We start from the raw sequence: 26,449 nt of genomic DNA, 5'->3' as shown, positions 1-26,449 counted from the left end.
GTTCAGCCCTCTATAACGTACCGAAGCTGCCGGCCAAGGTCCCCATGATCAACGCCCAGCCATCCACAAGAACGAAGAGCATGATCTTGAACGGCAAGGAGATGATCAGCGGCGACAGCATCATCATACCCATCGCCATGAGAATACTGGCCACCACCATGTCGATGATCAGGAACGGGATGAAGATCATGAAACCTATCTGGAATGCGGTCTTCAGTTCGGACGTGACGAAGGCCGGAATCAGGATGGTCAATGGTGCCTCTTCCGGGCTGGCAATATCGGTGCGCTTGGACAACCGCACGAACAACTCCAAATCCGAGGCACGAGTCTGCGCCAGCATGAAGTTCTTGATCGGCACCTCGGCCTTGGCAATCGCCTGCTGCGCCGGTAATTGCTCATTCAGGTAGGGCTGCAGGGCCTCTCGATTGATCTGGTCGAACACCGGCGCCATGATGAACATGGTCAGGAACAGAGCCAAGCCAATGAGAATCTGGTTCGACGGTGTCTGCTGCAGGCCCAGGGCCTGGCGCAGGATCGAAAACACGATGATGATCCGCGTGAAGCTGGTCATCAGCATGACGAACGCCGGAATGAAACTCAGCGCCGTCATGATCAGCAGAATCTGCAGGCTGACCGAGTACTCCTGCTGGCCTGCGGCGTCAGTGCTCAGCGTGATGGCCGGGATCGACAGCGGGTCCTCGGCCCCGAATGCCAGGGGCGCGGCAATGGCCAGCAGCAGGGTCAGCAGAATGCGCCAGGCGCTCATGTGTTGTCCTTATGGTCCTTCTGGTCCTTGCCGAGCAACTCCATCAGGCGCTGGGCAAACTCGGGTGTGGCGGGCTCGCCCTCCCCCAGGTGCACCGGCTCCTTGAGCACATGCAGCGGGGTAATGCGGCCGGCGCTGAGGCCGAGCAGAATCTGCTCGCCCCCCACCTGTACCAGCAGCAGGCGATCACGCGGGCCAAGGGCCTGGCTGGCCACCAGCTTGATAGCCTGGCCGCCGCGCGGGCCTATCTGCTGCACCCGTCGCGCCAGCCAGGCCAGCGCGAAGATAAGGCCAATCACCAGCAACAGGCCGAACAAGAGCTGCGTCAGCTGACCTGCAATGTCGCTGTTGGCCATGGGCGTAGTGACTGCCTTGGTCGCCGGCTCGGCAGCCTGAGCCACCAGCGGCGCCAATGCGAGAAGACTGCAGAAAGCGCGGTGCATGGTCTCAGCGCAGCTTCTTGATGCGTTCACTGGGGCTGATCACATCGGTCAGGCGGATACCGAACTTCTCGTTGACCACCACCACCTCGCCGTGAGCGATCAGGGTGCCGTTGACCAGCACATCCAGCGGCTCACCGGCCAGGCGATCCAGCTCCACCACCGACCCCTGGTTGAGTTGCAACAGGTTGCGAATGGAAATCTCGGTGCTGCCCACCTCCATCGAGATGGACACCGGAATATCGAGGATCACATCCAGGTTGGGGCCATCCAGAGAGACGGGCCCGCCTCCCGGCTTGGGCGAGGCGCCGAACTCCTCCATTGCCATGCGCGGAGCTGCCGGCGTAGCGGCTGCAGCACCGCCTCCCTGCGCCATCAGCGCATCGATATCCGCCTGGCCGGCGTCATCACCCGCCTCGGCAAGTGCCGCGGCCCACTCATCGGCCAGGGCCTGCTCCTCTGGGCTGGTGCCTTCGTTTTCGTCTGCCATCGCTCTACCTCGGCTGGCTGTTCAACTGTATCGGGCCGCCCGGAAATCCGGCCGACCAGGTTAAGACAGCGGGAGGCGCCATAAGCAACCTCACCGCGCTAGCAATGCGTTCGCAGCCCCTCAGCGCGAGCGATCCACCGGTTCGAGAACCTGCAATGCCAGATTGCCCTTGTGGGCGCCCAACTTGACCTTGAAGGCAGGCACACCGTTGGCCCGCATGATCATCTGCTCGGGCAGCTCCACGGGAATCACGTCGCCGGGCTGCATATGCAGAATGTCGCGCAGCCTGAGCTGGCGATGGGCCAGAGTGGCACCCAGCGGGACGTTGACGTCGAGGATGTCCTCACGCAATGCCTTGATCCAGCGCTCGTCCTGGTCGTCCACGTCGGACTGGAAGCCCGCATCGAGCATCTCGCGTATCGGTTCGATCATCGAGTAGGGCATGGTGATGTGCAGGTCGCCACCACCGCCGTCCAGCTCGATATGGAAGGTCGATACGACAACGACTTCGCTCGGGCTGACGATATTGGCCAAGGCCGGGTTGACCTCCGAGTTGATGTACTCGAAGTTCACGTCCAGCACCGCGTGCCAGGCCTCCTTGAGATCGACGAAGGCCTGGTCGATGACCATGCGCACTACCCGCAGCTCGGTCGGTGTGAATTCCCGCCCCTCGATCTTGGCGTGGCGACCGTCGCCACCGAAGAAGTTGTCCACCAGCTTGAACACCAGTTTGGCGTCGAGAATGAACAGCGCGGTCCCGCGCAGAGGCTTCATCTTCACCAGGTTGAGACTGGTCGGCACATAGAGCGAATGGACGTATTCGCCGAACTTCATCACCTGTACGCCACCCACGGCCACATCGGCCGAGCGCCGTAGCAGGTTGAACATGCTGATGCGGGTATAGCGCGCGAAACGCTCGTTGATCATCTCCAGCGTCGGCATGCGGCCACGGACGATACGGTCCTGGCTGGTCAGGTCATAGCTGCGGACACTGCCCGGATCGGCGTCGTTCTCGGTTTCGACCAGGCCATCGTCCACACCATGCAGCAGCGCGTCGATCTCGTCCTGTGACAGCAGGTCTTGTACGGCCATGGAAGCTCCCGCTACTGCAACACGATATTGGTGAACAGAACCTGTTCGACCACGGTTTTACCGGTTTCTTTCTGCGCCAACTCCTGCACCACGGCCGTGGCCTGGCTACGCAGCATTTCCTTGCCGACCGGCGTCATCAGGGCACCGAAATCCTGACCGGAGAACAGCATCACCAAGCGATTGCGGATCAACGGCATATGGATCTTGAGAGCGTCCAGCTCGGCCTGATTGCGCGCCATCAGCGCCACGCTGACCTGCATGTAACGCTGGCGCCCCTGATGCTTGTAGTTGGCAATGAACGCCGGCGCGATGCTTTCGTACAACGCCGGCTGTTTGACCGGGGCAGCCGCCTCGCTGGCGTGCTCCTCAGCCGGTTTCTCGTCCTTCTTGTCCTTGCTGAGCAAAAACCAGGTAGCTCCCACCGACAGGCCTATCGCCAGTAGCAGTGCAACCACGATAAGGATGATGATCTTAAGCTTGCCTTTGCCGCCCGCCTTCTCGCCGCCATCGGCGGCCGGTGGCTTGGGCGCTGGTTTCTTTGCCATGCCAGAAATCCGTCACTCGTCAGTATTTTTTCCCTGGTCAAGGGCTTGGGAGCAAGTGTTATGCCACCTTCTGAACAAGATAGCTCGTCTCACCCCTGCAGACACAGGCTGCCGATATACCAAGGCAACGACCGCCTGTCACCCGAAAACGACTGCGCCCGGGACATTGTCGTCACCGGGCGCAGATGTTCAGGACGGCGGATCAGAGTCGTCAGGCGTAGTAATCCACCAGCCCACGAGGTGCGGCGCCACCAGCCGGACTACGAATTTCACTGACCCCGGCCAGCACCTCGTCGTCACCCGAGCCGCCCATGCCACGCCCACTGGAGCGACGCTGCGCCTCCTCGCCACCGCCCTGGGAGCCTCGCGCCAGAGACTGGTCCGAGACATTCACATCGAGCTGGTTCATGCCCTGCTGGGAGAACAGTTCACGTAGACGATGAGCCTGGCCTTCCAGCTGATCCCGCACGTTGGCATTCGCACTGATGAAGGTGACCTGAGCCGCCTGGTCCTTGTTCAGCTCGATACGCACCTCGAGACGCCCTAGCTCCGCCGGGTCGAGCTGGATCTCAGCTGACTTGAGATTCTGGCTGGAGAGCCACATCACCTTATCGACCACCGCCTCACTCATGCCCGGGTGGTTCACCTGGACCGGCTGCCCCGGTGCCAGCGGCAAACGCTGTACGTTGTGTTGCTGATTGATGGCCTGGCTCAGCACGTTGAGTTTGTTGGCGAAGGTCTCTGCGCGAACTTCGTTCTGCCCCTCGCGAAGGCTCGACTGGGCGCTGTCGAGCCCCTCTCCTAGCAGATCGACGTCAAGCCCTTCGGTAGGCGCCTCCTCACTGGGCACCGCATCACCCGAGAATGCGGCCAGGGCATTGGCGACCCCCTGTCCAGCGCTGGACGAACGCTCGGCAGCCACAGCACCAGGACTCAGTTGCTGGGTCGCGGCCTGGCCTTGCGTGCCGACTTCGAGGGCCAGCTTCACCCCGGGCACGCTGTTCAGCAGGTCAAGCTCGGGATCATGGTTCGCCTCGGTCAGCCCGGTAGCAGCCAAACCTGCAACCGGTGCGAATTGCTGTTGCTGAGCGCCAAGTTCATCGGCCAGACCTTCGCCCTCCTCGACCAGCAAGGCAGGATCTTCGGTCTCTGTGGCAGGCAGTTGCCCGGTCATGGCCATCAGCAACAGCGGATCGATAACATCGCTGCCGGATTCGACCGTCTCTTCCGGCAAGTCATTGCCGCTTTCGGCAACCGCCGGCTGTTCAGCGGCAGCCTCGCCTTTCGCTTCGCTCGCAGGCTTGGCATCCGCCGTGCGCTGCTCAGAGGTCTTGGCGCTACTCTCCTTGCGCTCGGCCGACTTCGCCTGACGCTCCTTGGCATAGACGTCGGCGAAGCTGGAAGCGTCTTTGCTCCTGGGCTCGGGGCCGGCAGCAGGCGCCTTGGCAGCGGCAGCCTTCGGCCGAACCTCGGGCGCGGACTGCAGGAGAAAATCGGGTGCAACGGACATGGATACTCTCCGTTAGGGATGGATCGTATCCGAAGCTGAGCAAAGGGCGGGCCAACTTTGCGGGAAGTGCACGATCTCAGCGATAACGCTGGCGCTCGGACTTGAGCAATATGCGGACGATGGCGAATTCGCGACCGATCTGCTCGACCAGATCGGGAGCGTCATCCAGGCGCTCTCGACGAGCCACCTCCTCCAGCTGTTTGCAAAGACCGGCCAGCAGTGGCGCGCCCATATTGCTGCAACTGCCCTTGAAACTGTGTGCAGCCAGGCGCAGCGCCTGGGCATCAGCCGAGCTCAGGGCCTCATGGATATGCCGTTGGCGCTCTTCCGAGTCGACCAGGAAGGTATCCAGCAGGACGGGGTACTCCTCTCCCATGACATCCAGGAGAGATGCCAGCACGCTCTGGTCGAGATGGGAATCGGACACCTGCTCACTCCACGGTCGGGAAGCGCCGATTATGCCTGAGCCGCCCAGCGAAACTCCACGATGGTAATACGGCCGTCAGCGCTCCACTCGCAATGATCGGACAACTGCCGAACCAGTCGCATGCCCCGGCCACAGAGACTGCCGCCGTCTGCCTGGCGCGCCATGACATCGGCTACGTCGAATCCCTCGCCACTGTCCTGGACACGGATGCGCAAGCAACCACCGCCCGCCTCCGGCAGTAGTTCCAGTTCGAACTTCACCAGCCCCTTGTCCAGCGCCCGCAGGCGCCGACCGCGCTCCAGATAGTAAAGGGAAAAGCCTTGAGCATCGGACTTGAGTGCCGAGTCCAGGCGCAGCACTCCATGCTCCAGTGCATTGGAATACAGCTCTGCCATCACCGTGTACAGCGCCCCGCCTCGTGCCCTCAGCCCCTGAACCTCCATCAGCAGCTGCAGCAGAAAGGGCAGCGGATTGAAGCGTTTCAGCGCTTCCGCGCGGAACTCGAAGGATGCCGCCCAATCAAGCGCGCTGCTCTGCCCGCTATCGGAGAATGCGAGAGGCGGACGCGCAAGCTGGCCATCCTCGACCATGGCCAACTCGATCATGCTCACATCATCCTGAGCTTCGCCTCGGAATGCCGCCAACGCCGCCTGAATCTCGTCGAACAGAGATTCGGGCCGATGCCCCGCAGCCAGGACTCGAAGCAGCCTGTCCTCGCCAAATAGCTGGCCGCTGGCATCGCAGGTTTCCAGCACGCCGTCGGAAAGCAGGAAGATGCGATCGCCGAGGCTCAGCGGATGAACCTCGTAAACATCCTTGAAGGAGCCCGGATCCAGCACTCCCAGGGGTAGATGGCGGGAAACCAGAGGCACACGCTCGCCGCTATCGGCATGCAGCAGATGGCCGTTCGGCAGGCCACCGTTCCACACCTCCACCACGCGGCGCTGGAAGCTGAGGTTGAGCATCGTGGCGCAGCAGAACACCCCCACCGGCAGGATGCGCTTCAGCTTGGCATTCATTTCCCGGAGGATCTCCGCCATCGAGAAGCCCTTGGCGGTCATCCCGTAAAACACCTCCGCCAGTGGCATCGCGCCAATTGCCGCCGGCAGGCCGTGGCCGGTGAAGTCACCGAGCAGCACATGCATACCCCCGGAGGGCTTGAATGCAGCCAGCAGCAGGTCACCGTTGAACAGAGCAAAAGGAGATTGCAGGTAGCGGATATTGGCGGCACTGAGGCAGCCAGAGTGGGCCACCTTGTCGAACACCGCCTTGGCCACTCGCTGCTCGGTCAGCAGGTGCTCGTTATGCTTGGCGATCAGATCGCGCTGCTCCAGGACTGTCTGCTGCAGACGGCGCAGCCGGTCCATGGCCGTGATCTTGGCCTGCAGGATGATCTGGTTATAGGGTTTGGCGAGGAAATCGTCGCCAACCTCCAGGCAGCGCACCAGCGCTTCGTTCTCCGTCAGCGAGGTGAGAAAGATGATAGGCACGAGAGCCTCGCCGGCCGCCACCTTGATCCGCCGGGATGCCTCGAAGCCATCCATCACCGGCATGAGCGCGTCCATCAGCACCAGCTGGGGACGCTCCTGCTCGAACAACGCCACAGCCTCGAGACCGTTGCTCGCCGTCAGTACCCGGTGACCCTGGCGGCTGACGATGGTGGACAGGAGCATGCGGTCCGCCGCGCTGTCCTCGGCGATCAGGATGGACAGGCGGTTGGACATGGCAGTCAGCCGATCTGGAACAGCTGTTCGAAGTTGGAGATGGAGAGGATCTTGCGCACATCGGGGTTGCAGTTGATCAGACTGATGCGCGCATGGTCGCCTCCGGCGTGATCGCGCAGCAGCAATAGCATGCCCAGCGCGGAACTATCGAGGTAGGTGGCCCCTTTGAGGTCCACGACATAGCGCTTGGGGGTGACGTTCACTCGCTCGTAAGCATCGCGAAATTCCTGATGCGCGGAGAAATCGAAGCGTCCCTGAACATGAATGGTCAGCTCCTGCCCGTCGCCCGAGGGTAGCGCGGTGATGGCCATGTAGCACTCCTTGTAGATTCTTGTGCAGAGAAAAGATTTAGCACCCGCCGGTGACGGCGGCAACCGTGGCTCAGTTCTGGTCGCGCTGCGGCAGGCGCTGCGACAACTCGTCGAGCAGCTTCTGTTCGCGTTTGTCCTCGGCGGCACGAGCCTCGTCAAGGTAGCGCTGTACGAGCTTACGCAGGCCTTCAACCCGCGCATAGCGCTGCTGCCAGGCCTCTCTTGCCTTGTTGAGATTGTGCCGGTGCCACTCGATGCTCTGCAGCTGCTGCCCGATGGCGGTTTCTAGCTGGCTGAGAAAGCGCTGGTAGTTCATTAGCCATTGGCCCGAAACACCCTTGCTGCCTTCGCTGATCCACTGCTGCTGGTAGTCGCCGCGATAGCGCTCCAGTACGCCCAATTGAGCCTCGGCCTTGGCCAGCAGGCCCTGCATATGGGCCATCTGCCGCGCCGCCTCGCGCTCGGCACGCTCAGCCATCTCGACCACTGGTGCCAGACGCGCGGCACGACTGTTGGCCATCTATCAGGCCTGCGCTTGCGGGTTGAAGACCTGCGCCAGCTGGTTGACGCTTTCGGCCATCGGCACGCACTCGCCAAGGCTCTGACGCAGGTAGCGGGCCATGGCCGGCTGCCGGGCGATGGCCAGATCGGTATCGGCATCGCCGCCGGCGACGTACGCACCCACGCTGATCAGGTCGCGGCTCTGCTGGTAGCGTGACCACAGCTGCTTGAAGCGCTGGGCCTGCTTGAGATGCTCTGGGCTGACCACCTGGGGCATGACCCGGCTGATCGAGGCCTCGATATCGATGGCCGGGTAGTGGCCCTCCTCCGCCAGCCGTCGCGACAGCACAAAGTGACCGTCGAGCACACCGCGGGCAGCGTCGGCGATCGGGTCCTGCTGATCATCGCCTTCGGAGAGCACCGTATAGAACGCAGTAATGGATCCACCACCCTCCTCCGCATTGCCGGCCCTCTCCACCAGCCTCGGCAGCTTGGCAAACACCGACGGCGGATAGCCCTTGGTAGCAGGAGGCTCGCCGATGGCCAGGGCGATCTCGCGCTGGGCCTGAGCGAAGCGAGTCAACGAATCCATCAGCAGCAATACGTTCTTGCCCTTGTCACGGAAGTACTCGGCGATGCGCGTGCAGTACATGGCAGCACGCAGGCGCATCAGAGGCGCATCATCCGCTGGCGAGGCGACTACCACGGAGCGCTTGAGGCCTTCCTCGCCGAGGATCTCGTCGATGAACTCCTTGACTTCGCGCCCCCGCTCGCCGATCAGGCCGACCACAATGATCTCGGCCTCGGTGAAACGGGTCATCATCCCCAGCAGTACCGACTTACCGACACCGGTACCGGCGAACAGGCCAAGGCGCTGACCGCGGCCGACAGTGAGCAACCCGTTGATGGAGCGGATGCCAACATCCAGCGGCTCGCTGATCGGATGACGGTTGAGTGGGTTGATGGTCGGGCCGTCCATCGGCACCCAGTCCTCGGCCTTCATCCCGCCTTTGCCATCCAGCGCGCGACCGGCGCCGTCCAGTACGCGACCGAGCATGGACATGCCCATGGGCAGGCGGCCGGTGTCCGGCAACGGCACCACACGTGCACCAGGAGCAATGCCGGCAAGGCTGCCGACCGGCATCAGGTAGATCTTGCCGCTGGAAAAACCCATCACCTCAGCCTCGACCTGCACCGGGTGGTAGCTGTCGTCGTTGATCACAAGGCAACGGCTGCCCAGCGCCGCGCGCAGTCCCTCGGCCTCCAGGGTGAGCCCGACCATGCGCAGCAGACGCCCCTCCACCACCGGCTGAGCAGGTAGCTCGATGGCCTCCTCGTAGCCGGCCAGACGCTTGGCAAAGCTGGTGCGCTCAAGGCGCATCTGGGGACTCCAGGTCGACCTGGATATCAGGCTCCGGCGGGTTGCCAACCTGTGCACGCTGCTGTTCGAACAGCTTCTTGAGGGCGGCGGCCATACGCGTCTCTACGCTGGCATCGATGCGGCTGTGCTCGCTTTCGACCCGACAGCCGCCAGGCTGCAAGGAATCATCCTCGAGGATGCGCCAGCTTTCTTCGTGGCGCTCGCGCAGGGCCTTGACAAGCTCGAAGTCCTGCGGATGGATGTGGATACGCACGTTGCTGGCGCCCATGGGCAGTAGCTTCAGCGCCTCCCGCAATACGTTGCGAATCTGACTGGAGTCGGTCGCCAGCTCGCGCTGAATCACCTGGCGAGCCATCTGGCTGACCAGGCTCACCAACGCCTTCTCCAGCTCCTGATCCTGGCTGGCGATGGGCTCGAGCAAGTGCCCCATGATCTGCTCGAGCTGCCCGACCTTATCGGCCAGAGCAGCATCAGCCTCCTGCTTGGCCCTGAGCTGTCCGGCGTGGAAGCCATCCTTCTCGCCTGTAGCGAAGCCCTCGTTGTAGGCGTCCTGGCGAATAGCCTCCAACTCATCCAGGGTCAGTGGCTGGACTTCCTCGACCGGTACCTCTTCCACCTGAACGGGCTCGGGCTCCTCTGGCGGAGGCGGTACGACCTCGGGCTCGGGCGGAAGCACGACCTCGGGGTCGAAGCTGGGCAGGGACCAGCGGTCGAACCCCGTCACATCCTTGGCGCGAATCAGCTCGCTGGACGCATCCTTCGGCACCATGGCTTAGATCATCGCCTCGCCGCCGGCACCGCCAAGGACAATCTCGCCGGACTCCGCCATGCGCCGGGCGATGGTGAGGATCTCCTTCTGCGCCGTCTCCACTTCGCTGACACGTACCGGCCCACGGGCCTCGAGGTCGTCGCGTAGCAGCTCCGCCGCGCGTTTGGACATATTCTTGAAGACCTTCTCCTTGATCCCGTCGTCAGCGCCCTTGAGGGCCAGCACCAGCACATCCGAAGATACCTCACGCAGCAGCGCCTGGATGCCGCGATCGTCCACATCGGCCAGGTTGTCGAAGACGAACATCAGGTCCTCGATCTGGCTGGACAGGTCCTCGTCCACCTCGCGGATGGAGTCCATCAGCTGGCCCTCCACCGAACTGTCGAGGAAGTTCATGATGTCGGCCGCGCGTTTGACACCGCCCATGGTGGCACGTGAGGTATTGGCGCTGCCGGAGAACTGCTTCTCGAGGATCTGGTTGAGCTCCTTGAGCGCGGCCGGCTGTACAGTGTTGAGCGACGATACGCGCAGGATGATGTCCAGGCGCACCTTGTGATCGAAATGGCTGAGCACCTCGCCCGCCTGGTCGGGATCGAGATATGCCACTACGATGGCCTGAATCTGTGGGTGCTCGTAGCGGATCACGTCCGCCACGGCGCGCGGCTCCATCCACTTGAGGCTGTCCAGGCCGCTGGTACTGCCACCGAGCAAGATGCGGTCGATCAGGTTGCCGGCCTTGTCCTCGCCCAGTGCAGCGGTGAGCATCTTGCGGATGTAGGCATCGGAGCCGACGCCCAGGCTGGTCTGGTCGCCGACGATCTCGACGAACTCGCCCATCACCTGTTCGACCTGTTCGCGCTGGATATTGCGCATTCCCGCCATGGCCACGCCAACACGCTGCACTTCCTTCGGCCCGAGATGGCGCAGCACCTGGGCCGCGTCGGTCTCGCCGAGCGAAAGCAGAAGGATGGCGGCCTTGTCGACCTTGTTCAGCTTGACGGCGGTTCGATTGTCACTCATCGGCATTGATCCAGTCTTTGACTACCTGGGCCACACGGCCCGGATCTTCCGCCACCAGGCTCTTGATGGCGTTCAATTGTGCATCATACCCCTCTGACGGACTGGGTAGCAGAATGCTCTGCGGTCCGCCGAGGCTCACCCGATCGGAGGACAGCTCGCCCTCCAGACCGCCCATATCGCCCAGTTCGACATCGCTACCGTCTCCATCCTCACTCGGGCGAGACGGGTTGGCGATGTTCTTCATCACCGGACGCAGCACGAACCATACAAGGGTAAAGATCAACAATGCCGGCAGGAGTTGCTTCAGCCCGCTCATCGCCATCAGGAAGAGCTCGGACTGGTACCAGGGCAGCTCGACCACTTCACCCAGCTCGCTGCTGAACGGCGCGTTGATCACACTCACGCTATCGCCACGACTGGCATCGAATCCCACGGAGTCCTGCACCAGGCGGGTGAAGCGGGCCAGATCGTCCGCACCCCACGGGCTGCGGGTCACCTCGCCGTTTGCCCCAATGCTGACCTTGTCATCCAGCACCACGGCCACGGACAGACGCTTCAGACGCCCCTGCTGCTGCTTGGTGTAGCTGATCGAGCGATCCAGCTCGAAATTGCGGGTGGACTGCTCACGCTTGTCCGCCGGATACGGCGCCAGCATCGGCTGTCCAGTCGCCGGGTCCATGATCTGCTGGCCATTCGCATCGACCAGGGGTTGCCCCGCCGACACCGGGCCGGCCGGTGCAGGCGCGGCAGCCGCCTGCTCGGGAGCATTGGCGGCGCCAGGAGGCTGATTGCTCAGTGCACCCGGAACCCCCTGCGGAGGCAGACTGCTGGAACGCTGCTCGTTGACCTGCTGCTCGCTGCGCAGCGCCGGCTGATCCGGGTTGAAGGATTCGGAAGTCGACTCCACCGCACTGAAGTCCACGTCTGCCGAGACTTCTGCCTTGTAGCGACCGTTCCCCAGTACAGGCTGGAGGATGTTGTGCACGCGCTGGGTGAACAGCGTTTCCATGCGACGGGTGTAGTCGAACTGCTTGCCGGCCATGGTCAGCTCGGACAGCTCCTGTTGGTCGGACAGCAGGTTGCCCTTCTGGTCGACCACGGTGACCTGGGACTTGGTCAGCTCGGGCACCGAGGTCGCTACCAGATTGACGATCGCCATCACTTGGCTCGGCTCCAGGGTACGCCCCGGATACAGCTCAACCAGCACCGAGGCGGTGGGTTTGCGTTCATCGCGGACGAATACCGAGCTCTTCGGTATCGCCAGGTGCACACGGGCGCCCTTGACATTGTTCAGGCTGGAAATGGTGCGGGCCAGCTCGCCTTCCAGGCCCCGGCGGTAGCGGGTGGCCTCCATGAACTGGCTGGTGCCGAGACTCTGCTCCTTGTCGAGGATCTCGAAACCGACGTTGTTGTCCGCCGGAGCCACGCCGGCAGCCGCGAGCTTCAGACGAGCGCGGCCGAGCTCTTCGGATTTGACCAGCAGGGCGCCAGAGTTCGGCTCGACGGTGTAGGCGATGTCGGCGGCATTCAGCACTTCCATGACCTGGTTGCTGTCCATGCCGGCCAGATTGCCCAACAGCGGCTTGTAGTCCGGCTGCTGCGACCATAGAACCACGGCAAAGCCGATGGCCACGCTGGCGGCCAGGCCAACCAGCAGACCGATCTGCCGCAGCATCGACATCTCAGAGAGATTCTCCAGGAATGTCAGCCCGAGCAACGGCTTCTTGGGTTCGTCAGCGCCAGTAGTGGCGGGTACGTTTGCAGCGACTGCTTCAGCCATGTCTCAAATCCGCCCTGTTAAACCGGCATCTGCATGATGTCTTGATAAGCCTGGACCAGCTTGTTGCGCACCTGGGTGATGGCCTGGAAGGAAACGCTGGCCTTCTGCGAGGCGATCATCACGTCGGTGATGTCGACACCGCCCTGCCCCATCTCGAAGGCACTGGCCAGCTGGCTGGAAACCTGCTGGGTCTCGCTCACCTTGTTGACGGCCTGACCCAGCATGTCCGAGAAGCTCGGCGCGCCCGGCTCTGGCGCACTGACGGCAGCCGCTTTCTGCTTGGCCATGGCCTCCATCTGCATGGAGCGCATTTCCAACATCAGGCGATTGAATTCGACACCCTGGCTCATGACCTTCTTCCTCCAGCTGCCGCGGTTTTTTGACACTGCGCGGCCTTTATGGAGGTATCTGCAACAAGGATGCCAGGAAAAGAAAGACCCGCGCGAGGCGGGCCAAGAGAGGGTCTTGCAACAGAGAACCCGGCCGCTCAGACAGAGACAGGCCAGGATGCTATTTCAGGTGCGTCCGTCGGGATCAGCTGGCGTAGAGATAAGCCTCTACATCCATGCCCGCATCGCGCATCTGGGCCAGCTTGTAGCGCAGGGTTCGCGGGCTGATGCCCAGCCGCTCAGCGGCCTCCTTGCGCCGACCGCGCTCTGCACGCAGGGTGTCGATGATCATCTGGAACTCGCGGCGGCGCAGGTCTTCACCCAAGGCGCCAGCTCCTTCTACGCCAGCATGCGATTCCTCGACAGCCAACGGACTGGCAACCACAGGCACACCTACCGCCGGAGTGCCTGCAACCAGACTCAGCGCCGGCATAGCAGGCATGGGCGTCATACCGACAGGCGCAGTCAAGCACAGATCATGCGGCTGGATCAGCCCGCCCTGCTGCAAGATCAGCGCGCGCTGGATGGCGTTATCCAACTCACGAACATTACCCGGCCATGCATGCGCCACCAGCGCGGCACGAGCCTGTACAGAGAGCTGCACGACAGCCTGATTCATTTTTTTGACGTGCTTGGCCAGCAGGCGCTCGGCCAGCGGCAGAATGTCGGCGGGGCGCTCGCGCAGGGAACGCCAGGCCAGTGGAAAGACCGACAGGCGATAATACAAATCCTCGCGGAAGCGGCCAGCAGCCACTTCGCCAGCCAAATCCCGGTTGGTGGTGGCCAGCACCCGGATGTCCAGGCTGATCGGCTTGCGCGCCCCCACCCGCTCCACCTCGCGCTCCTGAAGCACGCGCAACAGCTTGGCCTGCAGGCCCAGCGGCATCTCGGAAATCTCGTCGAGGAGGATGGTGCCGCCGTCGGCCAGCTCGAATTTGCCCGGCTGGGCAGCAATAGCACCGGTGAAAGCCCCCTTCTCATGGCCGAACAGGGTGGCCTCGAGCATGTTGTCCGGAATCGCCGCGCAATTGATGGCAATGAATGGACCGCTATCCCGGTTCGACTGCTGGTGGATGTAACGCGCCAGCACCTCCTTGCCGGTACCGGACTCACCGGAGATCAGCACGGTGGAATCGCTCTTCGCAACGCGCGCCGCCAGTTCCAGCAACTGGCGGCTGGCTGGCTCACAGGCTACCGGACCATCGCTTTCGCTGGCGCCGAGGCGACCGAGGGCGTGGCGAGCGACCAACTCCAGCAGGGTGCGGGGCTCGAAGGGCTTGACCAGATAATCAGCAGCTCCCTGCCGGATGGCATCGACAGCGCGCTCGACGGCGCCATAGGCCGTCATCAGCAGAACAGGCAATTGCGGGTAGCCCGAACGGATCACACCGAGCAGTTGATGACCGTCCATGCCCGGCATGTTGACGTCGCTGATCACGAGACTGAACGCCTCTTCGCGCAGAGCCTCGATGGCATCCTCGGCGCACTCCACCGCACGGAAATCGTGACCGCCGAGCAACAGCGTATCGGCGAGGGCTTCACGCAGAGAACGATCGTCTTCGACCAGCAGAACCTTGGCAGGCATGGCTTACTCCTGAATGTCCGGTTGTGCCGCGTTCAGCAACGGCATGACGAGGGTGGCGCAGGTACCGCGACCGACACGGGAACGCAACCGCAAATCACCCTGATGGGCTCGTACCACCGACTGGACAACAGCCAGGCCCAGGCCGGTCCCAGTGGTCTTGGTAGTGAAGAAAGGCTCGCCGAGACGGGCCAACGTCACCTCGTCGATACCCGGCCCGTTGTCGCTCACGCACAGGCACAGGCTATTGTCACGGGCAAAGAGATGAACCTTGAGCCCCGCCTCTCGCCCTCCGGCCTGGATGGCGTTTTCGATCAGATTGAGCACGGAGCCAACCAGCGTGTCCCGGTTGCACAGCAGCTCACCGGCGCGGGCGTCACACTGCCAGCGCACGCTCATGCCAAGGAGATGAGGGTCGGCAGCACGCCGCAGCGCATCAAATAAATCACCGGGCGTGATGCGATCGGGCATAGGCAGGTCGCCCCGAGCGAAAACCAGCATGTCGCGCACCTGGTGCTCCAGCTCATGCAGGCGTTCCTTTAGGCGGCCCGCAAAACGCTGTTGCTGTTCGAAAGGCAGATCCTGTTCGGACAGATGGCTGGCATAGAGCAACGCAGCCGATAGCGGCGTGCGGATCTGATGGGCCAGCGAGGCGACCATTCGCCCCAGTGAAGATAGGCGCTCATGGCGAGCGAGCTGATCTTGCAGGCGCCGGGTTTCCGTCAGATCGGTAAGGAGCACCAGCTGCCCCGGCTCACCTTGAAGAGAGCGGGTTGCGATGGACAGACGCCGTCCATCCTTGAGCGATATCTCGTGGCCGTCATCCTCCCGCGGCGCGAAGTTGCGCGCGATCACCTCTCGCCAGAGCATACCGACCAGAGGCCGGCCAAGCAGATTGAGGGCGACGGGGTTGGCTTCGCGAACCACACCCTGGCCATCGATTACGATGACCCCGCCCGGCAGCAGATCCAACAGACTCTGCAGCCGCAACGCCAGGCGCTCCCGTTCGGCCAGCTCCTGCATGCGCTGGGCACTGACGAGGGCCAGTTGCCCCTTCAGCTCACTTACGCGCGCCTCGAGCATGTTGTACGAACTGCTCAACTGGGACGACATCTGGTTGAACAGCGCGAATGTCTGCTCCAGATCGGCTCGGCTAGTTTGCTCGACTGCCTGAGGTTCGACAGTCTCTGTAGCGACGGGTAAGGGGGCAACTCGGCTCATAATCATCTCTCGATCGGCGAACCGTCAGCAGACGGTCACTTATCGGAGTATTAGCAATAGCCGTGCCTAAAAAATATTTCTTATTTTTCAGATACTTAAAAAATAGAGCCGGAGCTTGCGTCAAAGCTCCGGCTCTACAGTCAGGGATTGGACACGATCAGTCGTCGTCCACGCCCTCTTCATCACGACGGCTCATGCCGTACTTGCGCATCTTCTCCACCAGGGTTGTACGGCGAATACGCAACCGCTCTGCTGCCCGCGCAACGACTCCACCGGCGTCATCCAGCGCCTGCTGAATCAATCCCTGCTCCAGATTGCCCAGGTAGTCCTTAAGATCCAGGCCCTCCGGCGGCAGCATGGCGGTATTGGAGATGATCGGCATGCCACCGTTCATTGCGGCACGCTCGTCCAGCTCTTCCCTCAGGCTGATGGCCAGCTGCTCGTCTTCGTCGTCGACATGGCGGAACTTCTTGGGCAGCTCACCGACGCCGATGACGCCGTAGGGATGCATGATCGCCATGCGCTCCACCAGGTTGGCCAACTCGCGAACGTTGCCCGGCCAGTCATGGCGACACAACGACATGATGGCGGCGGAGTTGAAGCGAATCGATCCACGCTTCTCGAACTCCATGCGCGAGATCAGCTCGTTCATCAGCAGCGGGATGTCTTCCACACGCTCACGGAGCGGAGCCATCTCGATCGGGAAGACATTGAGGCGGTAATAGAGGTCCTCTCGGAACGTCCCCTCCTCGATCATCTTCTCCAGATTCTTGTGGGTGGCGGCGATGATGCGCACATCCACCGACTGGGTCTTGTTGCTGCCAACCCGCTCGAAGGTGCGCTCCTGCAGGACACGCAGCAGCTTGACCTGCATCGGCAGCGGCATGTCGCCGATCTCATCGAGGAACAGGGTACCGCCATTGGCCAGTTCGAAACGGCCGGCACGACTGGTGATGGCGCCAGTGAAGGCACCCTTCTCGTGACCGAACAGCTCGCTTTCGAGGAGTTCCGCCGGAATGGCGCCGCAGTTGACCGGAACGAAAGGCTCGTCACGTCGCTTGGAGTGATAGTGGAGGTTGCGTGCCACCACCTCCTTGCCGGTACCGGACTCACCGAGTATCAACACGCTGGCCTCGGTATCCGCCACCTGCTGCATCATCTGCCGAACCTGCTGGATCGCACGGCTGGTGCCAACCAGGCTGCGGAACAGGTTAGGCTCACGCTGCCGACCACGCTCGCGGGCCTGGTCGTACATCTCGCGATAGACCTGGGCACGATGCAGGGAGTCGAGCAGCTTGTTGTAGCTTGGTGGCATTTCCAGGCTGGCCAGGACCCGGCGGCGAAGATCCTCCGCCCAGTCTGCCGGAACGGGGTCGCCGATCAGCAACAACGGCAGGTTCTCGTCCCAGGAGGCGATCTGCTTGAGCAGCTCCAGAGCTCCGCCTTTTGCGGAGACATCCCCTAGCAGGACATTGAGCACTTCGCGACTGGATTCGAGCTTGTCGACCGTCTGGCGCCAATCATGGCTACCGCAGGCCAGATGGTCTTCGCCCAGAAAACCGAGGATCACAGCCAGGTCGCGGCGTCGCTCGGCGTTATCGTCAATCAACAGGATTTTGGTTTCACGCCACATCTTGTTCTGGTCTAACTCGCGAGCTGGTAGAGGGAGTTGCCAGTTGAAATGGCAAGCGGCAACAGCAATTGGCCACTAGTAAAGTCAAAAACCAGGCAAGAGTCAATTTTATGGCGTAGATTTTTCCAGGTTTCTTCGGTGGCCCGGATTTGCCTGGCAGGTGCGGGAAAAAGATGTGGGTCTGTCAGCTAAACAACTGATAAACCTTGGCGCCCTGTTGGGATTGATTGAGCTGCACCAGCTCAGCGGCAACGCGGTTCTGTTCGGCCTGGCAGGTGATTACCAGTTCACGATAGAGGTCGAGGAGCGCCTGCAGTCGATCACGCAGTAGCTCCTCGTCACGGACAGCTTCCACCATGGCTTCATCGACGGCCTGACGGCACTGTGCATCCAGCTCACCAATGGCATCCCAGTCGCGACGGGAAAGCGCGTCACGCAATGCATTGCCGGTGGTCTCCAGAAGCTGGACGGATGAACTCATGATACTTCCCCTTTAAAACTGCAGATGCTCAGTGGCTAATGGCATCCCAGCCGGATTTCACATTACGCAAAAGCCCCGCCACCTCGTCGATCAACGCGACGTCGTTGCCGATGTTGGCCTCGACTAGGCGCGCCACCATGTACTCATAGAGTCGATCAAGGTTGGCCGCTATTTCCCCGCCATTCTGCTGATCCAGGCTTTCACGCAGGCCGCCGATGATACCAATGGCCTTGCCGATAAGCTCACCTTTCGCTGCCTGCTGGCCATGCATCATCGCCCCCTTGGCCTGGGCCAAGCGAGACAGACCACCCTCCATGAGCATCTGAATCAAACGATGCGGGCTGGCATCGCCGATCTGAGACTGGGTGTTGACGGTTTGGTACTGCCTGAGGGCCGCCATTGCGTTCATGATTACTCCGCTGAACATTGCCTGGACACATTAACTGTATCGGCAACCCAGCCCCCTTCTTTAGGGATCAATCAACGCAAAAGCTCATTTCATTCAGCCGCTACAGCCGGCTCCACTTCCGGGCCGATGCCGTCCCACGCGGTCTTCAGCTGAGTCAGAATCTGGTGCACCTCGTCGAGGCTGCGCGGCGTGGTATCGAGAGCCACACCCGCGAGTCGGCGCGTCATGTAGTCGTAGAGGGCGTTGAGGTTCTCGGCTATTTCCCCACCCAGTTGCTTGTCCAGGCTTGCCTGGAGAACCCCGAGAATGGTGATGGTGCTACCCACGGCGAGACCGCGGATCTCGGTATCACCTTCCAGCTGAGCCTGGCGCGCCAGAAGCACCCGTTCTACGGCGCCATCCAGCAGCATCTGCACGGCACGGTAGGGACTGACATCCTGAGCCGTCTTGACCTTCTTGTAGGTATCAATGGGTTTCTTGCTCATGGATCAATCCTTCTTCACAAAGCCTGGCAGGCTGGCCAGCTGGGTTCCCAAAGCCTCGCTGGTTCGGGTGAGACTGGTGACCAGCGTATCGAGGGCCGTGAATTTGGCCACCAGACGTGTCTGCATCTTCTCGATGCGTAGGTTAAGGGCTGCGCGCTGCTCGTCGATGCTGGTATGAGTGCTCTGCAGCCCGGCTTCGCGCTGCTGGATCACGCCACCGGTCTTGATATAGCCATCAACCGATTTGCTCAAACGACCCATCAGCCCATCGTCGCCGGTGAGATAGCTGGCAACCTCACTGAAGTTGTTTTCGATAGCCGCGGTGAGCTTTGCATCGTCGATGACCAGCGTCCCGCTGATCCCGGAACTGCCGGTTGTCTTCGGAACGAAAGTCGTGCTGATGCCGAGGTTGGCCAGCGCCTTGATGTTGCCGTCGCCGGTCATGGCGACCATTTCGTTGCGGATACCCGCCACTACATTGCGGATCGTCGAGTCGCCCACCAGGTTGGCCGCCACCGGCTTCTTGTCCTCGCCCATGTCCACCACGGCAGTCAGCTCGGAGGTGGTCTTGATCAGTGCGTTATAGGCGTCGACAAATTTCTGGACACTGCTCTTGACCCCGGCCTTGTCTACTCCGACTGTCACGGTGATGCTCTTGCCGTCGGTAAGATCCGCCGAGGACTGGGCTCCAGCCAGGTTGAGCGTGACGCCCTCGATGGCATCGGTGACCGTGTTGCTGTCCCGGACCAGCTCCAAACCATCGATGGTCAGCTTGGCCGACTTGGCAGTGTTGATCACACCCCCAGCACCCGTGGTGGAGCTGGGAGGAACGAAAGTACCCGGCGAGCTCGGATTGTCGGTCGGTTCGAAGTTCTGGGTGGTCAGCGCGTTGCTGCCGGAGGTCAGGCCATCTTCTGTGGCTTCGACCTTGATGTCGTTGCCCTCACCCGACTTGGTCGAACTGAGAACGAGGCGCGAGCCGGAAGAGTCGGAAATGATCGTGGCGCTGATGCCGCTGGTGGCGCCAGCTTCATTGATGGCATCACGCATGCCGGCAAGCGTGTTGTTGGTCGAGTCGACGTTCACGTTGATGCTGGTGGTGCCAGCAGAAATCTTCATGCTTCCGCTATTGAAGGTAGCGGTATTGCCACCCGAAACGGACTGCAAGGCAACTTTGCTGCTGGTCGCAAGCTGCTTCACCTGCACATCGTACACCCCGGCGGGCGCCGTGGTACTGGCAGTGACCTTGAGCAGGCCGCTGTTCGAACTCGAGGCGGTGCGCCCCTGAAACAGCGTTGCATTATTGAGGCCATCGACAGCTGTTTTGAACGCACTGAGTGCGTTCTTGAGCGAGCCCAGAGACGACAGACGTGCAGTGGTCTGCGACTCCAGACGATCCAGCTGGTTGGTCTTGGGCGCCTTCTCGGCGTCGACAAGCGCTTTAATGATCGTGTCGGTCGGAAGGTTGCTTCCTATACCCAATATCCCAGCCATGATTCACCTCGCCAAAAATATGACTTCATAACGTCCACAACCCGTTATGCAGTCAAAATCTGTGCCAGTCGTCAGATCAGGCTTCGGCCTTGAACAGCAGACTCCTGACTTCCGAAAGATTTTCCGCCAGTTGCAGCGCCTCTTCGGAGGGAATTTGGCGAATAAGATCGCCGGAACCCTCATCAGTCACTTTGACCACGACTCGACCGCTACCTTCCTCCAGAGAGAAATTGATGTTGCGTCGAACTGACTGGACAAAGTCCTGGATGGTCGCAACCGCCGCTTCCACATCTTCGCGAGCCACCTTCTTGTCGGCGCCCTCAGCCTCGGCGGATTGGGCCTTGGCCCGCTCATCGCTGCTGTTTGCCGATGTCGCCGCGTTACTACCAGCGGGCGAACGCTCGACCTTGGTTCCACCGGCAGCAGGATTGAGCGAATTCTGAATTGAGCTGACGTCCATTACATTCACCTCACAATGAGGAAACGGGGGGAAGGCCAAGCCTACCCCCCGTATTCTACCTAATACCCCTTACCTTAGCCGAGGAGGCTGAGCACAGCCTGCGGCAACTGGTTGGCCTGGGCCAGGATCGCGGTACCGGCTTGCTGCAGGATCTGATTCTTGGTCAGTTCCGAAGTCTCGGCAGCGAAGTCAGTGTCACGAATCCGGCTACGGGCAGCGGAGGAGTTCTCAGCGATGTTCTGCAGGTTCGAGATGGTGTTCTCGAAGCGGTTCTGCACGGCACCGAGCTGAGCACGCTGACTGTCGATGTTGGAGATCGCGCCGTTGATGATCCCCAGAGCTTTCTGAGCGCCACCGGCGGTGCTGATGTCGATGTCCTTCACCGAATCCAGGGTACTGAACTTGTCGGCGCCCAGACCGGCACTCATGCCGCGAACTTCGAAGGCATCGGCTGCTTCCAGCTGTACCTGACCATCGGCACGAGCACCACCACCTGCGGTAATGCTGCCGGATGCACCAACGTTCTCATCACCAGCAAAGTTTTTGGTCTGCAGGCTTGCGGTAGCACCGCTGCCGCCCTGGTAGTTCTTGATGGCGATGGCGTCGCCGCGGGAGCTGACCAGCTCGATCTTGTCGCCTTTGGAGATCGCGGAGATACCAGTTTTACCGGTTTCCTTGTTGATCGCATCGGCCAGAGCGCCCAGATTCTTGGTGTCGGTGACCACAGCGGAGATCACAGACTTGTCGGTATCCGAAGTAGTGCTGTTGGCGCCATACAGTTCGAAGGAGATGGTACCGCTAGCCGAGATGCTGCCGAGTTCGGCAACGGTACGGGCATTGGCGGTCACACCGGTCTCATCGCTCTTGGCATTGACGGCACGGGCGATTTCGCTCGCAGCAGCACCGCTAGCCGGGCCAGTGATGTTCACTACGCCACCGGAAGCACCGGTAGTGAACTTCGACGAGATGCTGAAGGAAGTATCGGAGTAAGCCGAAGTACCGTAGGCAGCCGCACCGCTGGCGCCGCTGGCGATGGTGCCAGCTGCACCACCGGAAGTGGTGACGCGGTTGATACCGATACGATCGGTGGCAGCGGAGCCGATGGAGACGTTGATGGTCTCGTAGGCGTTGGCGCCGACCTGGAAGCTCTGGGAGCCGAAGGAACCGTCGAGGATCTTGCGGCCACCGAAGCTGGTGGTATCGGAAATACGGTTCAGCTCTTGCTGCAGCTGAGAAACTTCGGACTGCAGAGCAGCACGTTCAGTAGCGCCGTTCGAGCCGTTGGCCGATTGCAGAGCCAGGTCACGCATACGCTGCAGGATACCGGTGGACTGCTGCAGTGCACCTTCAGCGGTCTGCGCCAGGGAGATACCGTCGTTGGAGTTGCGGGTAGCAACACCCAGACCGGTGATCTGGCTGGTCAGACGGTTGGAGATCTGCAGGCCAGCGGCATCGTCTTTCGCACTGTTGATGCGGAAGCCGGTGGACAGGCGCTGGAGGGAAGTATCCAGGCCCTTGGACGAAGAGTTGAGGTTACGTTGGGTGTTGAGGGACGCAACGTTAGTGTTGACTGTAAGGGCCATGGTATTGCCTCCAGATGACCTTAGAACCGTTTGTCTGAGCTTGCGAGCTAAGGGCCTGCATGCTCAGACGCCCAGAGAGATCGCATTCATGGTTTGTATCGGCGCTGGTGGCGGGAGCTTTAGTTTTTTTTTCGAAGATTGTGGGGAATCTTCTTTCCACCTGTGCTAACAACGGCTTAGCACTGACAAAAAATCGGACACAGAAATTTGACGCAACACCGGCGAGGCCCTTGCCTCGCCGGATACCTCCTGTAATCAGTCCGGTAGCCAGGCTGTGCGCCATTGCTCCAGGTTTTCACCGCTCAGCATCCAGTGTTTCATGACCTGCCGGCGTAGCTCGTCCCCCGCCGCCGCCGCCGCATCCAGATCATTGATGTGCATGCGAATGGCATCGACCCAATCCCGGAAGCGGTTCTTCACCCTCGTGACGGGCAAATCCCCCTGATAACAGACCAGATCGCTGCATACCACGGGGAAACCGCAAGCCCCGTACTCGAGCAAGCGCAGGTTGCTCTTGCACTCGTTGAACAGATTCTGTTCGACCGGGGCAATGGCAAGATCCAGGTTGAGAGCCGCCAGAGCCGCCGGGTAACGATCTATATCGACACCGGCATGGACTTCCTTGACGAAGGGACGCAACTTTTCCGGGCACATACCGAAGAAGACCCACTCCACCTCACCCGCCAGCTCCCGCACCACATCCAGCAGCAGCTCCAGATCACCGGTATGGCTGGCGCCACCGGCCCACCCCACCCTGGGCTTCTGTCCACGCCGACGAGCGCCATGCAGCCCCCCCCACCAGTCGAGCGGCAGGCGGTTCTCTACCACTCGGATGTCGTCGTGCAGACCAGCGAAGGCCTCGGCCAGCGGCTGGGTCGACACCACGAAGCGATCAACGAAGCCCAGGCCACGCCGCAGCGACTTGAGGATGTCCTTGGGCATATGCTCGCGATGCACGCTCTTCATGGGCAAGTTGGGCAGGTAATCATCCAGTTCATAGACCTTGAACGCCCGCGAGAACGCCTTGATCCGGCGCATGGCCTCCAGGCGTCCGTCGCCGATCTGCCGCTGCAGCACGATGGTGTCCGGGCTGTAGCGCTCCAGGTCCACGACCTGGAGCAGGCCCTCGGACAGCATGCCATCGACCATGCCCTTCTCTTTCATGGCAGCGAAGGGCTTGATGACCCGGTAGTTGCCACACCCCCACGGGTCGGCCTGGTGGGCCAGCACCACGGGCAATGGGCGCCAGGACAACGGACGCCAGCTCAGGTTGGTGTCCATCTCCAGCTCGAAGCCCTTGCCATTGAGCGACAGACACCGGTTGTACGCAGGATCGTTTGCCAGCTGCGGCAACCAGCGGGCATACAGCGCGTCCTGTTCCATTGTCTCGCGTTTGCGACGCTCTTCCAGAAGCTGCGGGCTGTTGCGCCCCCCCTCGCCTATGAGTACGGCATGCGGGGTCCAGACGGTCAGGTACCCTGCCTCGCGTACCTTTAGGCACAGATCGACGTCATGGAAAGCAGTCTGGAACGCCGTCTCGTCCATGCCGCCTACTTCGTCGAACAGCGACCGACGGATCATCAGGCAGGCCCCGGATACCGCGCTGAAGTCCTGATCGAGCTGCAGGCGCTGCATATAGCCGGCGGCGTCCATCGGCTCGTTGGCAAACGCCGGCGACGCCGGGCCGTTCAGCCCCAGAATCAGGCCGGCACCATGGACCTTGCCATCGGGATGGAGCAATCGCCCGCCGACCACACCGACCTCAGGTCTCTGAGCATGGTTGAGAAGATGCTCCAACCAGTCCTCGCGCACGACCACCGTATCGCTGTCGAGCAACAGCAGATATTCGCCACGCGCCGCTGCGGCGCCAAGGTTGGCAACCGCCGATGCGTTATAGGAATGCGGGTAGCGCAGCACACGCACCTTGTCATCCCCGAGCGCCTCCACACCCGCTAGCCAGGCCTTGCCATCGGCAGTCGTATCGGCAGTGTCGACGATCAGCAGCTCGTAGTGACCATAGCGGGTCTTTTCCAACAGGCTGTCCACGCAGCGCTGCAGCGCCTCGAGGTGATCGGGCACGGCGAGCACGATGGAAACCGATGCCTGTTGCGGATGGCCGTAGTCGATGAGATAGCGACCCGGCATCGCCGACCCGACATGTGCGTCTATATAGCCACGGGCTTGCAGATGGCGCTGGATGGCTGCCTGCTCGGCAGGAGCATCCTGCAGACGCGGTGCATCGCAGGTGAGCAGCGGCTCGGGCACATGACCCAGTCCGACGATGCCGTCCTGCTCGATCAGCCGTAGCAGCAAATCCAGCTCCAACGCACCATCGGAAGCTGCATCGAAGCCACCGATTGCCAGGAACAGATCCCGCCGGAACAACCAATGGCGAGCCATCGCGGCCGGGAAACTGAGCAGCATGTCGAGGTTGAAGGCTGGGCGTAGCGCAGCACCCAGATTGCCCTTGCCGATGCGCTGCAGCTCATCGCCGTAAACCGCACGACAATCCGGCGCATCCATCAGCTCGAGCGCAGCCATCATCAACCCGCTTGGCGTGAATTCCTCCCCCGCCTCCACCAGCATCAGCCAGTCGAATGCCGAGGCGGCTACCGCCGTGTTGATCTGCCCCACGAGATTGCCTGGCTCGATACGGATGAAGTGCAGCTTGTCCTCTACCGAAGTCTTCGGTACCTCGGCAGCCGTGAAAGCGAGGATGCGGGTCGAGGCATAGAGGCTCTGCTCCAGGCTGAGGCTCTTGATGGTCGCCATCAGGCGATCCGTGGAGCCTTCCTCATCGATGACCAACAGCCCGAAGCTGGGGCCCGCCTGCTGCTCGAGGCGCTGGCTGATCAGCGTACTCTGGCTCTTGGTAGGGATACGTTCCGCCAGCCAACTCTGTAGCTGGTACCTGCCAGCGTTGCCGCGACGTTCCCGGGCGGCCTCCTGGGTTACCTCGACGAAATGATCGAGCGCCGGCCAGAATTCGTTCTCCAGCCTCAGCCAGTTGTCACGCACCAGGGGCAGGGTCCGGCGCGCGCGCTCCAGCTCCTCCGGCGCGGTACCCCAGGCCGCTCCATGGCTCTGCGTCTCATACACGCCGATCCTGGGCGCCCCTTCCTCGACGATCACCACGCAGAGGCATCCGCAGAGCACCGCCTCCGTCCCGAGGGCGGAGGAGCCGCCGCAATAGAATATCTCGCATTGCTGGAAGAGATCGGCCATCTCCTCCCAGGAGGACGGCCAGTGGGGGGTGATCTCCACCGCATCTGGGGGCAGCAGCGCCGGATCGATGTGCAGCTCTCCACGCCGCCCCCGGTAGTAGCACACCTTGCCGGGCACTCGCTTGCCCGGATCGTCCGGCAAGCGGAACACGCCCAGATCGAACGGCGGCAGGAGCATCACCCGGTCTTCCGAGATGCCGGGCATCAGCAGATCCCGCGAATAGGCATACAGGATGTCGTCTTCGCCGAAGGTACCGCTGCCTTCGATGAAGCCCGGCCGGTTCAGGATGTAGCGCACGACCACGCCGCCTTTCAGCGGGTTGCCGTCAATCACCTCCGGGTACACGACGATAGGCTCGAGGCCCTGGGCGCGGTGCGCGTCGACGACCTCCTCCGTCAGCAGCGGCGTCATGAACTCGTCGCTGAGCACCCTGGCCGTCACGTAGGCCTCGTACCCCGAGCGGATGAGCGCATCGCACAGCATGTGCATCACCCGGATACCGGACGAACTGCGTCGATAATTGGGCGCGTAGATGTAATACGGCTGCGGGCGCGTGGAAAGGAGTTTACGCATAGCCTGTACCTCGGGCCTTACCGAACCCTGTCAGCGTCGTATCTCGCGTGACACCCGGTCCTGGCAGGCCTCTTGTGACCAATCAATGAAATGAACCGCTCGCGCAGACGCTGCGGACCGAAGCCCCTAGCGGAATCGCCCAGAGGAAAGACGGGCGG

At 61.8% G+C, this 26,449-nt stretch carries 25 protein-coding genes; all 25 read right to left on the bottom strand.

Annotation, left to right across the window (positions count from 1 at the left end; all coding sequences use genetic code 11):
* Positions 1 to 10 precede the first annotated feature (10 nt).
* On the bottom strand, positions 11 to 766 hold the full coding sequence (fliP, locus tag IB234_RS18375; protein WP_192320608.1) for a flagellar type III secretion system pore protein FliP: 756 nt from the start codon (positions 764 to 766) through the stop codon (positions 11 to 13).
* Entirely contained in the window at positions 763 to 1,209 is a 447-nt protein-coding gene (gene fliO / locus IB234_RS18370) for a flagellar biosynthetic protein FliO (protein ID WP_192320605.1), read from the bottom strand. The genes fliP and fliO overlap by 4 nt, the downstream gene beginning before the upstream one ends.
* Before the next feature lie 4 nt (positions 1,210 to 1,213).
* The gene (gene fliN / locus IB234_RS18365; RefSeq protein WP_192320603.1) at positions 1,214 to 1,696 is read right to left on the bottom strand and encodes a flagellar motor switch protein FliN; all 483 of its coding nucleotides are present in this window, start codon (positions 1,694 to 1,696) and stop codon (positions 1,214 to 1,216) included.
* Between the two features lie 120 nt (positions 1,697 to 1,816).
* Positions 1,817 to 2,788: a flagellar motor switch protein FliM gene (gene fliM, locus IB234_RS18360; protein WP_192320601.1), complete on the bottom strand. Its 972-nt coding sequence runs from the start codon at positions 2,786 to 2,788 to the stop codon at positions 1,817 to 1,819.
* Positions 2,789 to 2,799: 11 nt separating this feature from the next.
* Positions 2,800 to 3,333: a flagellar basal body-associated protein FliL gene (fliL, locus tag IB234_RS18355; RefSeq protein WP_192320599.1), complete on the bottom strand. Its 534-nt coding sequence runs from the start codon at positions 3,331 to 3,333 to the stop codon at positions 2,800 to 2,802.
* Positions 3,334 to 3,544: 211 nt separating this feature from the next.
* Complete coding sequence (locus IB234_RS18350) at positions 3,545 to 4,843, bottom strand: flagellar hook-length control protein FliK (RefSeq protein ID WP_192320597.1); 1,299 nt, start codon at positions 4,841 to 4,843, stop codon at positions 3,545 to 3,547.
* 76 nt (positions 4,844 to 4,919) lie between these two features.
* On the bottom strand, positions 4,920 to 5,270 hold the full coding sequence (locus IB234_RS18345) for an Hpt domain-containing protein (RefSeq protein WP_192320595.1): 351 nt from the start codon (positions 5,268 to 5,270) through the stop codon (positions 4,920 to 4,922).
* A 29-nt stretch (positions 5,271 to 5,299) separates the two neighbouring features.
* Positions 5,300 to 6,994, bottom strand: a complete 1,695-nt coding sequence (locus IB234_RS18340) for a fused response regulator/phosphatase (RefSeq protein ID WP_192320593.1) — start codon at positions 6,992 to 6,994, stop codon at positions 5,300 to 5,302.
* Positions 6,995 to 6,999: 5 nt separating this feature from the next.
* Positions 7,000 to 7,305: an STAS domain-containing protein gene (locus IB234_RS18335; RefSeq protein WP_192320591.1), complete on the bottom strand. Its 306-nt coding sequence runs from the start codon at positions 7,303 to 7,305 to the stop codon at positions 7,000 to 7,002.
* Positions 7,306 to 7,375: 70 nt separating this feature from the next.
* On the bottom strand, positions 7,376 to 7,825 hold the full coding sequence (fliJ, locus tag IB234_RS18330; protein ID WP_192320589.1) for a flagellar export protein FliJ: 450 nt from the start codon (positions 7,823 to 7,825) through the stop codon (positions 7,376 to 7,378).
* Between the two features lie 3 nt (positions 7,826 to 7,828).
* On the bottom strand, positions 7,829 to 9,187 hold the full coding sequence (gene fliI / locus IB234_RS18325; protein ID WP_192320587.1) for a flagellar protein export ATPase FliI: 1,359 nt from the start codon (positions 9,185 to 9,187) through the stop codon (positions 7,829 to 7,831).
* Complete coding sequence (fliH, locus tag IB234_RS18320; RefSeq protein WP_192320585.1) at positions 9,177 to 9,956, bottom strand: flagellar assembly protein FliH; 780 nt, start codon at positions 9,954 to 9,956, stop codon at positions 9,177 to 9,179. The genes fliI and fliH overlap by 11 nt, the downstream gene beginning before the upstream one ends.
* Before the next feature lie 3 nt (positions 9,957 to 9,959).
* Positions 9,960 to 10,976 carry a flagellar motor switch protein FliG gene (fliG, locus tag IB234_RS18315; RefSeq protein WP_192320583.1) on the bottom strand — a complete coding sequence of 339 codons (1,017 nt, stop codon included), beginning with the start codon at positions 10,974 to 10,976 and terminating at the stop codon, positions 9,960 to 9,962.
* Positions 10,969 to 12,756 (bottom strand): flagellar basal-body MS-ring/collar protein FliF, encoded by a 1,788-nt coding sequence (gene fliF / locus IB234_RS18310; protein WP_192320580.1) that lies wholly within the window; start codon positions 12,754 to 12,756, stop codon positions 10,969 to 10,971. The genes fliG and fliF overlap by 8 nt, the downstream gene beginning before the upstream one ends.
* A 17-nt stretch (positions 12,757 to 12,773) precedes the next feature.
* The gene (gene fliE, locus IB234_RS18305) at positions 12,774 to 13,106 is read right to left on the bottom strand and encodes a flagellar hook-basal body complex protein FliE (protein WP_192320577.1); all 333 of its coding nucleotides are present in this window, start codon (positions 13,104 to 13,106) and stop codon (positions 12,774 to 12,776) included.
* Positions 13,107 to 13,290: 184 nt separating this feature from the next.
* The gene (fleR, locus tag IB234_RS18300; protein ID WP_192320575.1) at positions 13,291 to 14,730 is read right to left on the bottom strand and encodes a sigma-54-dependent response regulator transcription factor FleR; all 1,440 of its coding nucleotides are present in this window, start codon (positions 14,728 to 14,730) and stop codon (positions 13,291 to 13,293) included.
* A gap of 3 nt (positions 14,731 to 14,733) precedes the next feature.
* Positions 14,734 to 15,948, bottom strand: a complete 1,215-nt coding sequence (locus tag IB234_RS18295) for a sensor histidine kinase (RefSeq protein ID WP_192320573.1) — start codon at positions 15,946 to 15,948, stop codon at positions 14,734 to 14,736.
* Positions 15,949 to 16,105: 157 nt separating this feature from the next.
* Positions 16,106 to 17,581 (bottom strand): sigma-54 dependent transcriptional regulator, encoded by a 1,476-nt coding sequence (locus IB234_RS18290; RefSeq protein ID WP_192320571.1) that lies wholly within the window; start codon positions 17,579 to 17,581, stop codon positions 16,106 to 16,108.
* Between the two features lie 184 nt (positions 17,582 to 17,765).
* Positions 17,766 to 18,062 (bottom strand): flagellar protein FliT, encoded by a 297-nt coding sequence (gene fliT, locus IB234_RS18285; protein WP_192320569.1) that lies wholly within the window; start codon positions 18,060 to 18,062, stop codon positions 17,766 to 17,768.
* 28 nt (positions 18,063 to 18,090) lie between these two features.
* Complete coding sequence (fliS, locus tag IB234_RS18280) at positions 18,091 to 18,471, bottom strand: flagellar export chaperone FliS (protein ID WP_192320567.1); 381 nt, start codon at positions 18,469 to 18,471, stop codon at positions 18,091 to 18,093.
* 89 nt (positions 18,472 to 18,560) lie between these two features.
* The gene (fliS, locus tag IB234_RS18275) at positions 18,561 to 18,956 is read right to left on the bottom strand and encodes a flagellar export chaperone FliS (RefSeq protein ID WP_192320565.1); all 396 of its coding nucleotides are present in this window, start codon (positions 18,954 to 18,956) and stop codon (positions 18,561 to 18,563) included.
* A gap of 3 nt (positions 18,957 to 18,959) precedes the next feature.
* The gene (gene fliD / locus IB234_RS18270; RefSeq protein ID WP_192320563.1) at positions 18,960 to 20,450 is read right to left on the bottom strand and encodes a flagellar filament capping protein FliD; all 1,491 of its coding nucleotides are present in this window, start codon (positions 20,448 to 20,450) and stop codon (positions 18,960 to 18,962) included.
* 76 nt (positions 20,451 to 20,526) lie between these two features.
* Positions 20,527 to 20,910 (bottom strand): flagellar protein FlaG, encoded by a 384-nt coding sequence (locus IB234_RS18265; RefSeq protein WP_192320561.1) that lies wholly within the window; start codon positions 20,908 to 20,910, stop codon positions 20,527 to 20,529.
* A 74-nt stretch (positions 20,911 to 20,984) separates the two neighbouring features.
* Entirely contained in the window at positions 20,985 to 22,493 is a 1,509-nt protein-coding gene (locus IB234_RS18260; RefSeq protein ID WP_192320559.1) for a flagellin, read from the bottom strand.
* 255 nt (positions 22,494 to 22,748) lie between these two features.
* A complete protein-coding gene (locus IB234_RS18255) occupies positions 22,749 to 26,291 on the bottom strand; it encodes a glycosyltransferase (protein WP_192320557.1) in 3,543 nt (1,180 codons plus the stop codon).
* Positions 26,292 to 26,449 lie beyond the last annotated feature (158 nt).

Source organism: Pseudomonas sp. PDM16 (assembly GCF_014851865.1).
Taxonomy (GTDB): Bacteria; Pseudomonadota; Gammaproteobacteria; order Pseudomonadales; family Pseudomonadaceae; genus Aquipseudomonas.
The sequence above is the reverse complement of the archived record's forward strand: the minus strand, read 5'-3'. Positions and strand labels throughout refer to the sequence as shown.

Bases quoted from the DNA above. Each gene is read 5' to 3' on its own strand.
- fliP (WP_192320608.1), bottom strand. From the start codon at position 766: ATGAGCGCCTGGCGCATTCTGCTGACCCTGCTGCTGGCCATTGCCGCG.
- fliO (WP_192320605.1), bottom strand. From the start codon at position 1,209: ATGCACCGCGCTTTCTGCAGTCTTCTCGCATTGGCGCCGCTGGTGGCT.
- fliN (WP_192320603.1), bottom strand. From the start codon at position 1,696: ATGGCAGACGAAAACGAAGGCACCAGCCCAGAGGAGCAGGCCCTGGCC.
- fliM (WP_192320601.1), bottom strand. From the start codon at position 2,788: ATGGCCGTACAAGACCTGCTGTCACAGGACGAGATCGACGCGCTGCTG.
- fliL (WP_192320599.1), bottom strand. From the start codon at position 3,333: ATGGCAAAGAAACCAGCGCCCAAGCCACCGGCCGCCGATGGCGGCGAG.
- IB234_RS18350 (WP_192320597.1), bottom strand. From the start codon at position 4,843: ATGTCCGTTGCACCCGATTTTCTCCTGCAGTCCGCGCCCGAGGTTCGG.
- IB234_RS18340 (WP_192320593.1), bottom strand. From the start codon at position 6,994: ATGTCCAACCGCCTGTCCATCCTGATCGCCGAGGACAGCGCGGCGGAC.
- IB234_RS18335 (WP_192320591.1), bottom strand. From the start codon at position 7,305: ATGGCCATCACCGCGCTACCCTCGGGCGACGGGCAGGAGCTGACCATT.
- fliJ (WP_192320589.1), bottom strand. From the start codon at position 7,825: ATGGCCAACAGTCGTGCCGCGCGTCTGGCACCAGTGGTCGAGATGGCT.
- fliI (WP_192320587.1), bottom strand. From the start codon at position 9,187: ATGCGCCTTGAGCGCACCAGCTTTGCCAAGCGTCTGGCCGGCTACGAG.
- fliH (WP_192320585.1), bottom strand. From the start codon at position 9,956: ATGGTGCCGAAGGATGCGTCCAGCGAGCTGATTCGCGCCAAGGATGTG.
- fliG (WP_192320583.1), bottom strand. From the start codon at position 10,976: ATGAGTGACAATCGAACCGCCGTCAAGCTGAACAAGGTCGACAAGGCC.
- fliF (WP_192320580.1), bottom strand. From the start codon at position 12,756: ATGGCTGAAGCAGTCGCTGCAAACGTACCCGCCACTACTGGCGCTGAC.
- fliE (WP_192320577.1), bottom strand. From the start codon at position 13,106: ATGAGCCAGGGTGTCGAATTCAATCGCCTGATGTTGGAAATGCGCTCC.
- fleR (WP_192320575.1), bottom strand. From the start codon at position 14,730: ATGCCTGCCAAGGTTCTGCTGGTCGAAGACGATCGTTCTCTGCGTGAA.
- IB234_RS18295 (WP_192320573.1), bottom strand. From the start codon at position 15,948: ATGAGCCGAGTTGCCCCCTTACCCGTCGCTACAGAGACTGTCGAACCT.
- IB234_RS18290 (WP_192320571.1), bottom strand. From the start codon at position 17,581: ATGTGGCGTGAAACCAAAATCCTGTTGATTGACGATAACGCCGAGCGA.
- fliT (WP_192320569.1), bottom strand. From the start codon at position 18,062: ATGAGTTCATCCGTCCAGCTTCTGGAGACCACCGGCAATGCATTGCGT.
- fliS (WP_192320567.1), bottom strand. From the start codon at position 18,471: ATGAACGCAATGGCGGCCCTCAGGCAGTACCAAACCGTCAACACCCAG.
- fliS (WP_192320565.1), bottom strand. From the start codon at position 18,956: ATGAGCAAGAAACCCATTGATACCTACAAGAAGGTCAAGACGGCTCAG.
- fliD (WP_192320563.1), bottom strand. From the start codon at position 20,450: ATGGCTGGGATATTGGGTATAGGAAGCAACCTTCCGACCGACACGATC.
- IB234_RS18265 (WP_192320561.1), bottom strand. From the start codon at position 20,910: ATGGACGTCAGCTCAATTCAGAATTCGCTCAATCCTGCTGCCGGTGGA.
- IB234_RS18260 (WP_192320559.1), bottom strand. From the start codon at position 22,493: ATGGCCCTTACAGTCAACACTAACGTTGCGTCCCTCAACACCCAACGT.
- IB234_RS18255 (WP_192320557.1), bottom strand. From the start codon at position 26,291: ATGCGTAAACTCCTTTCCACGCGCCCGCAGCCGTATTACATCTACGCG.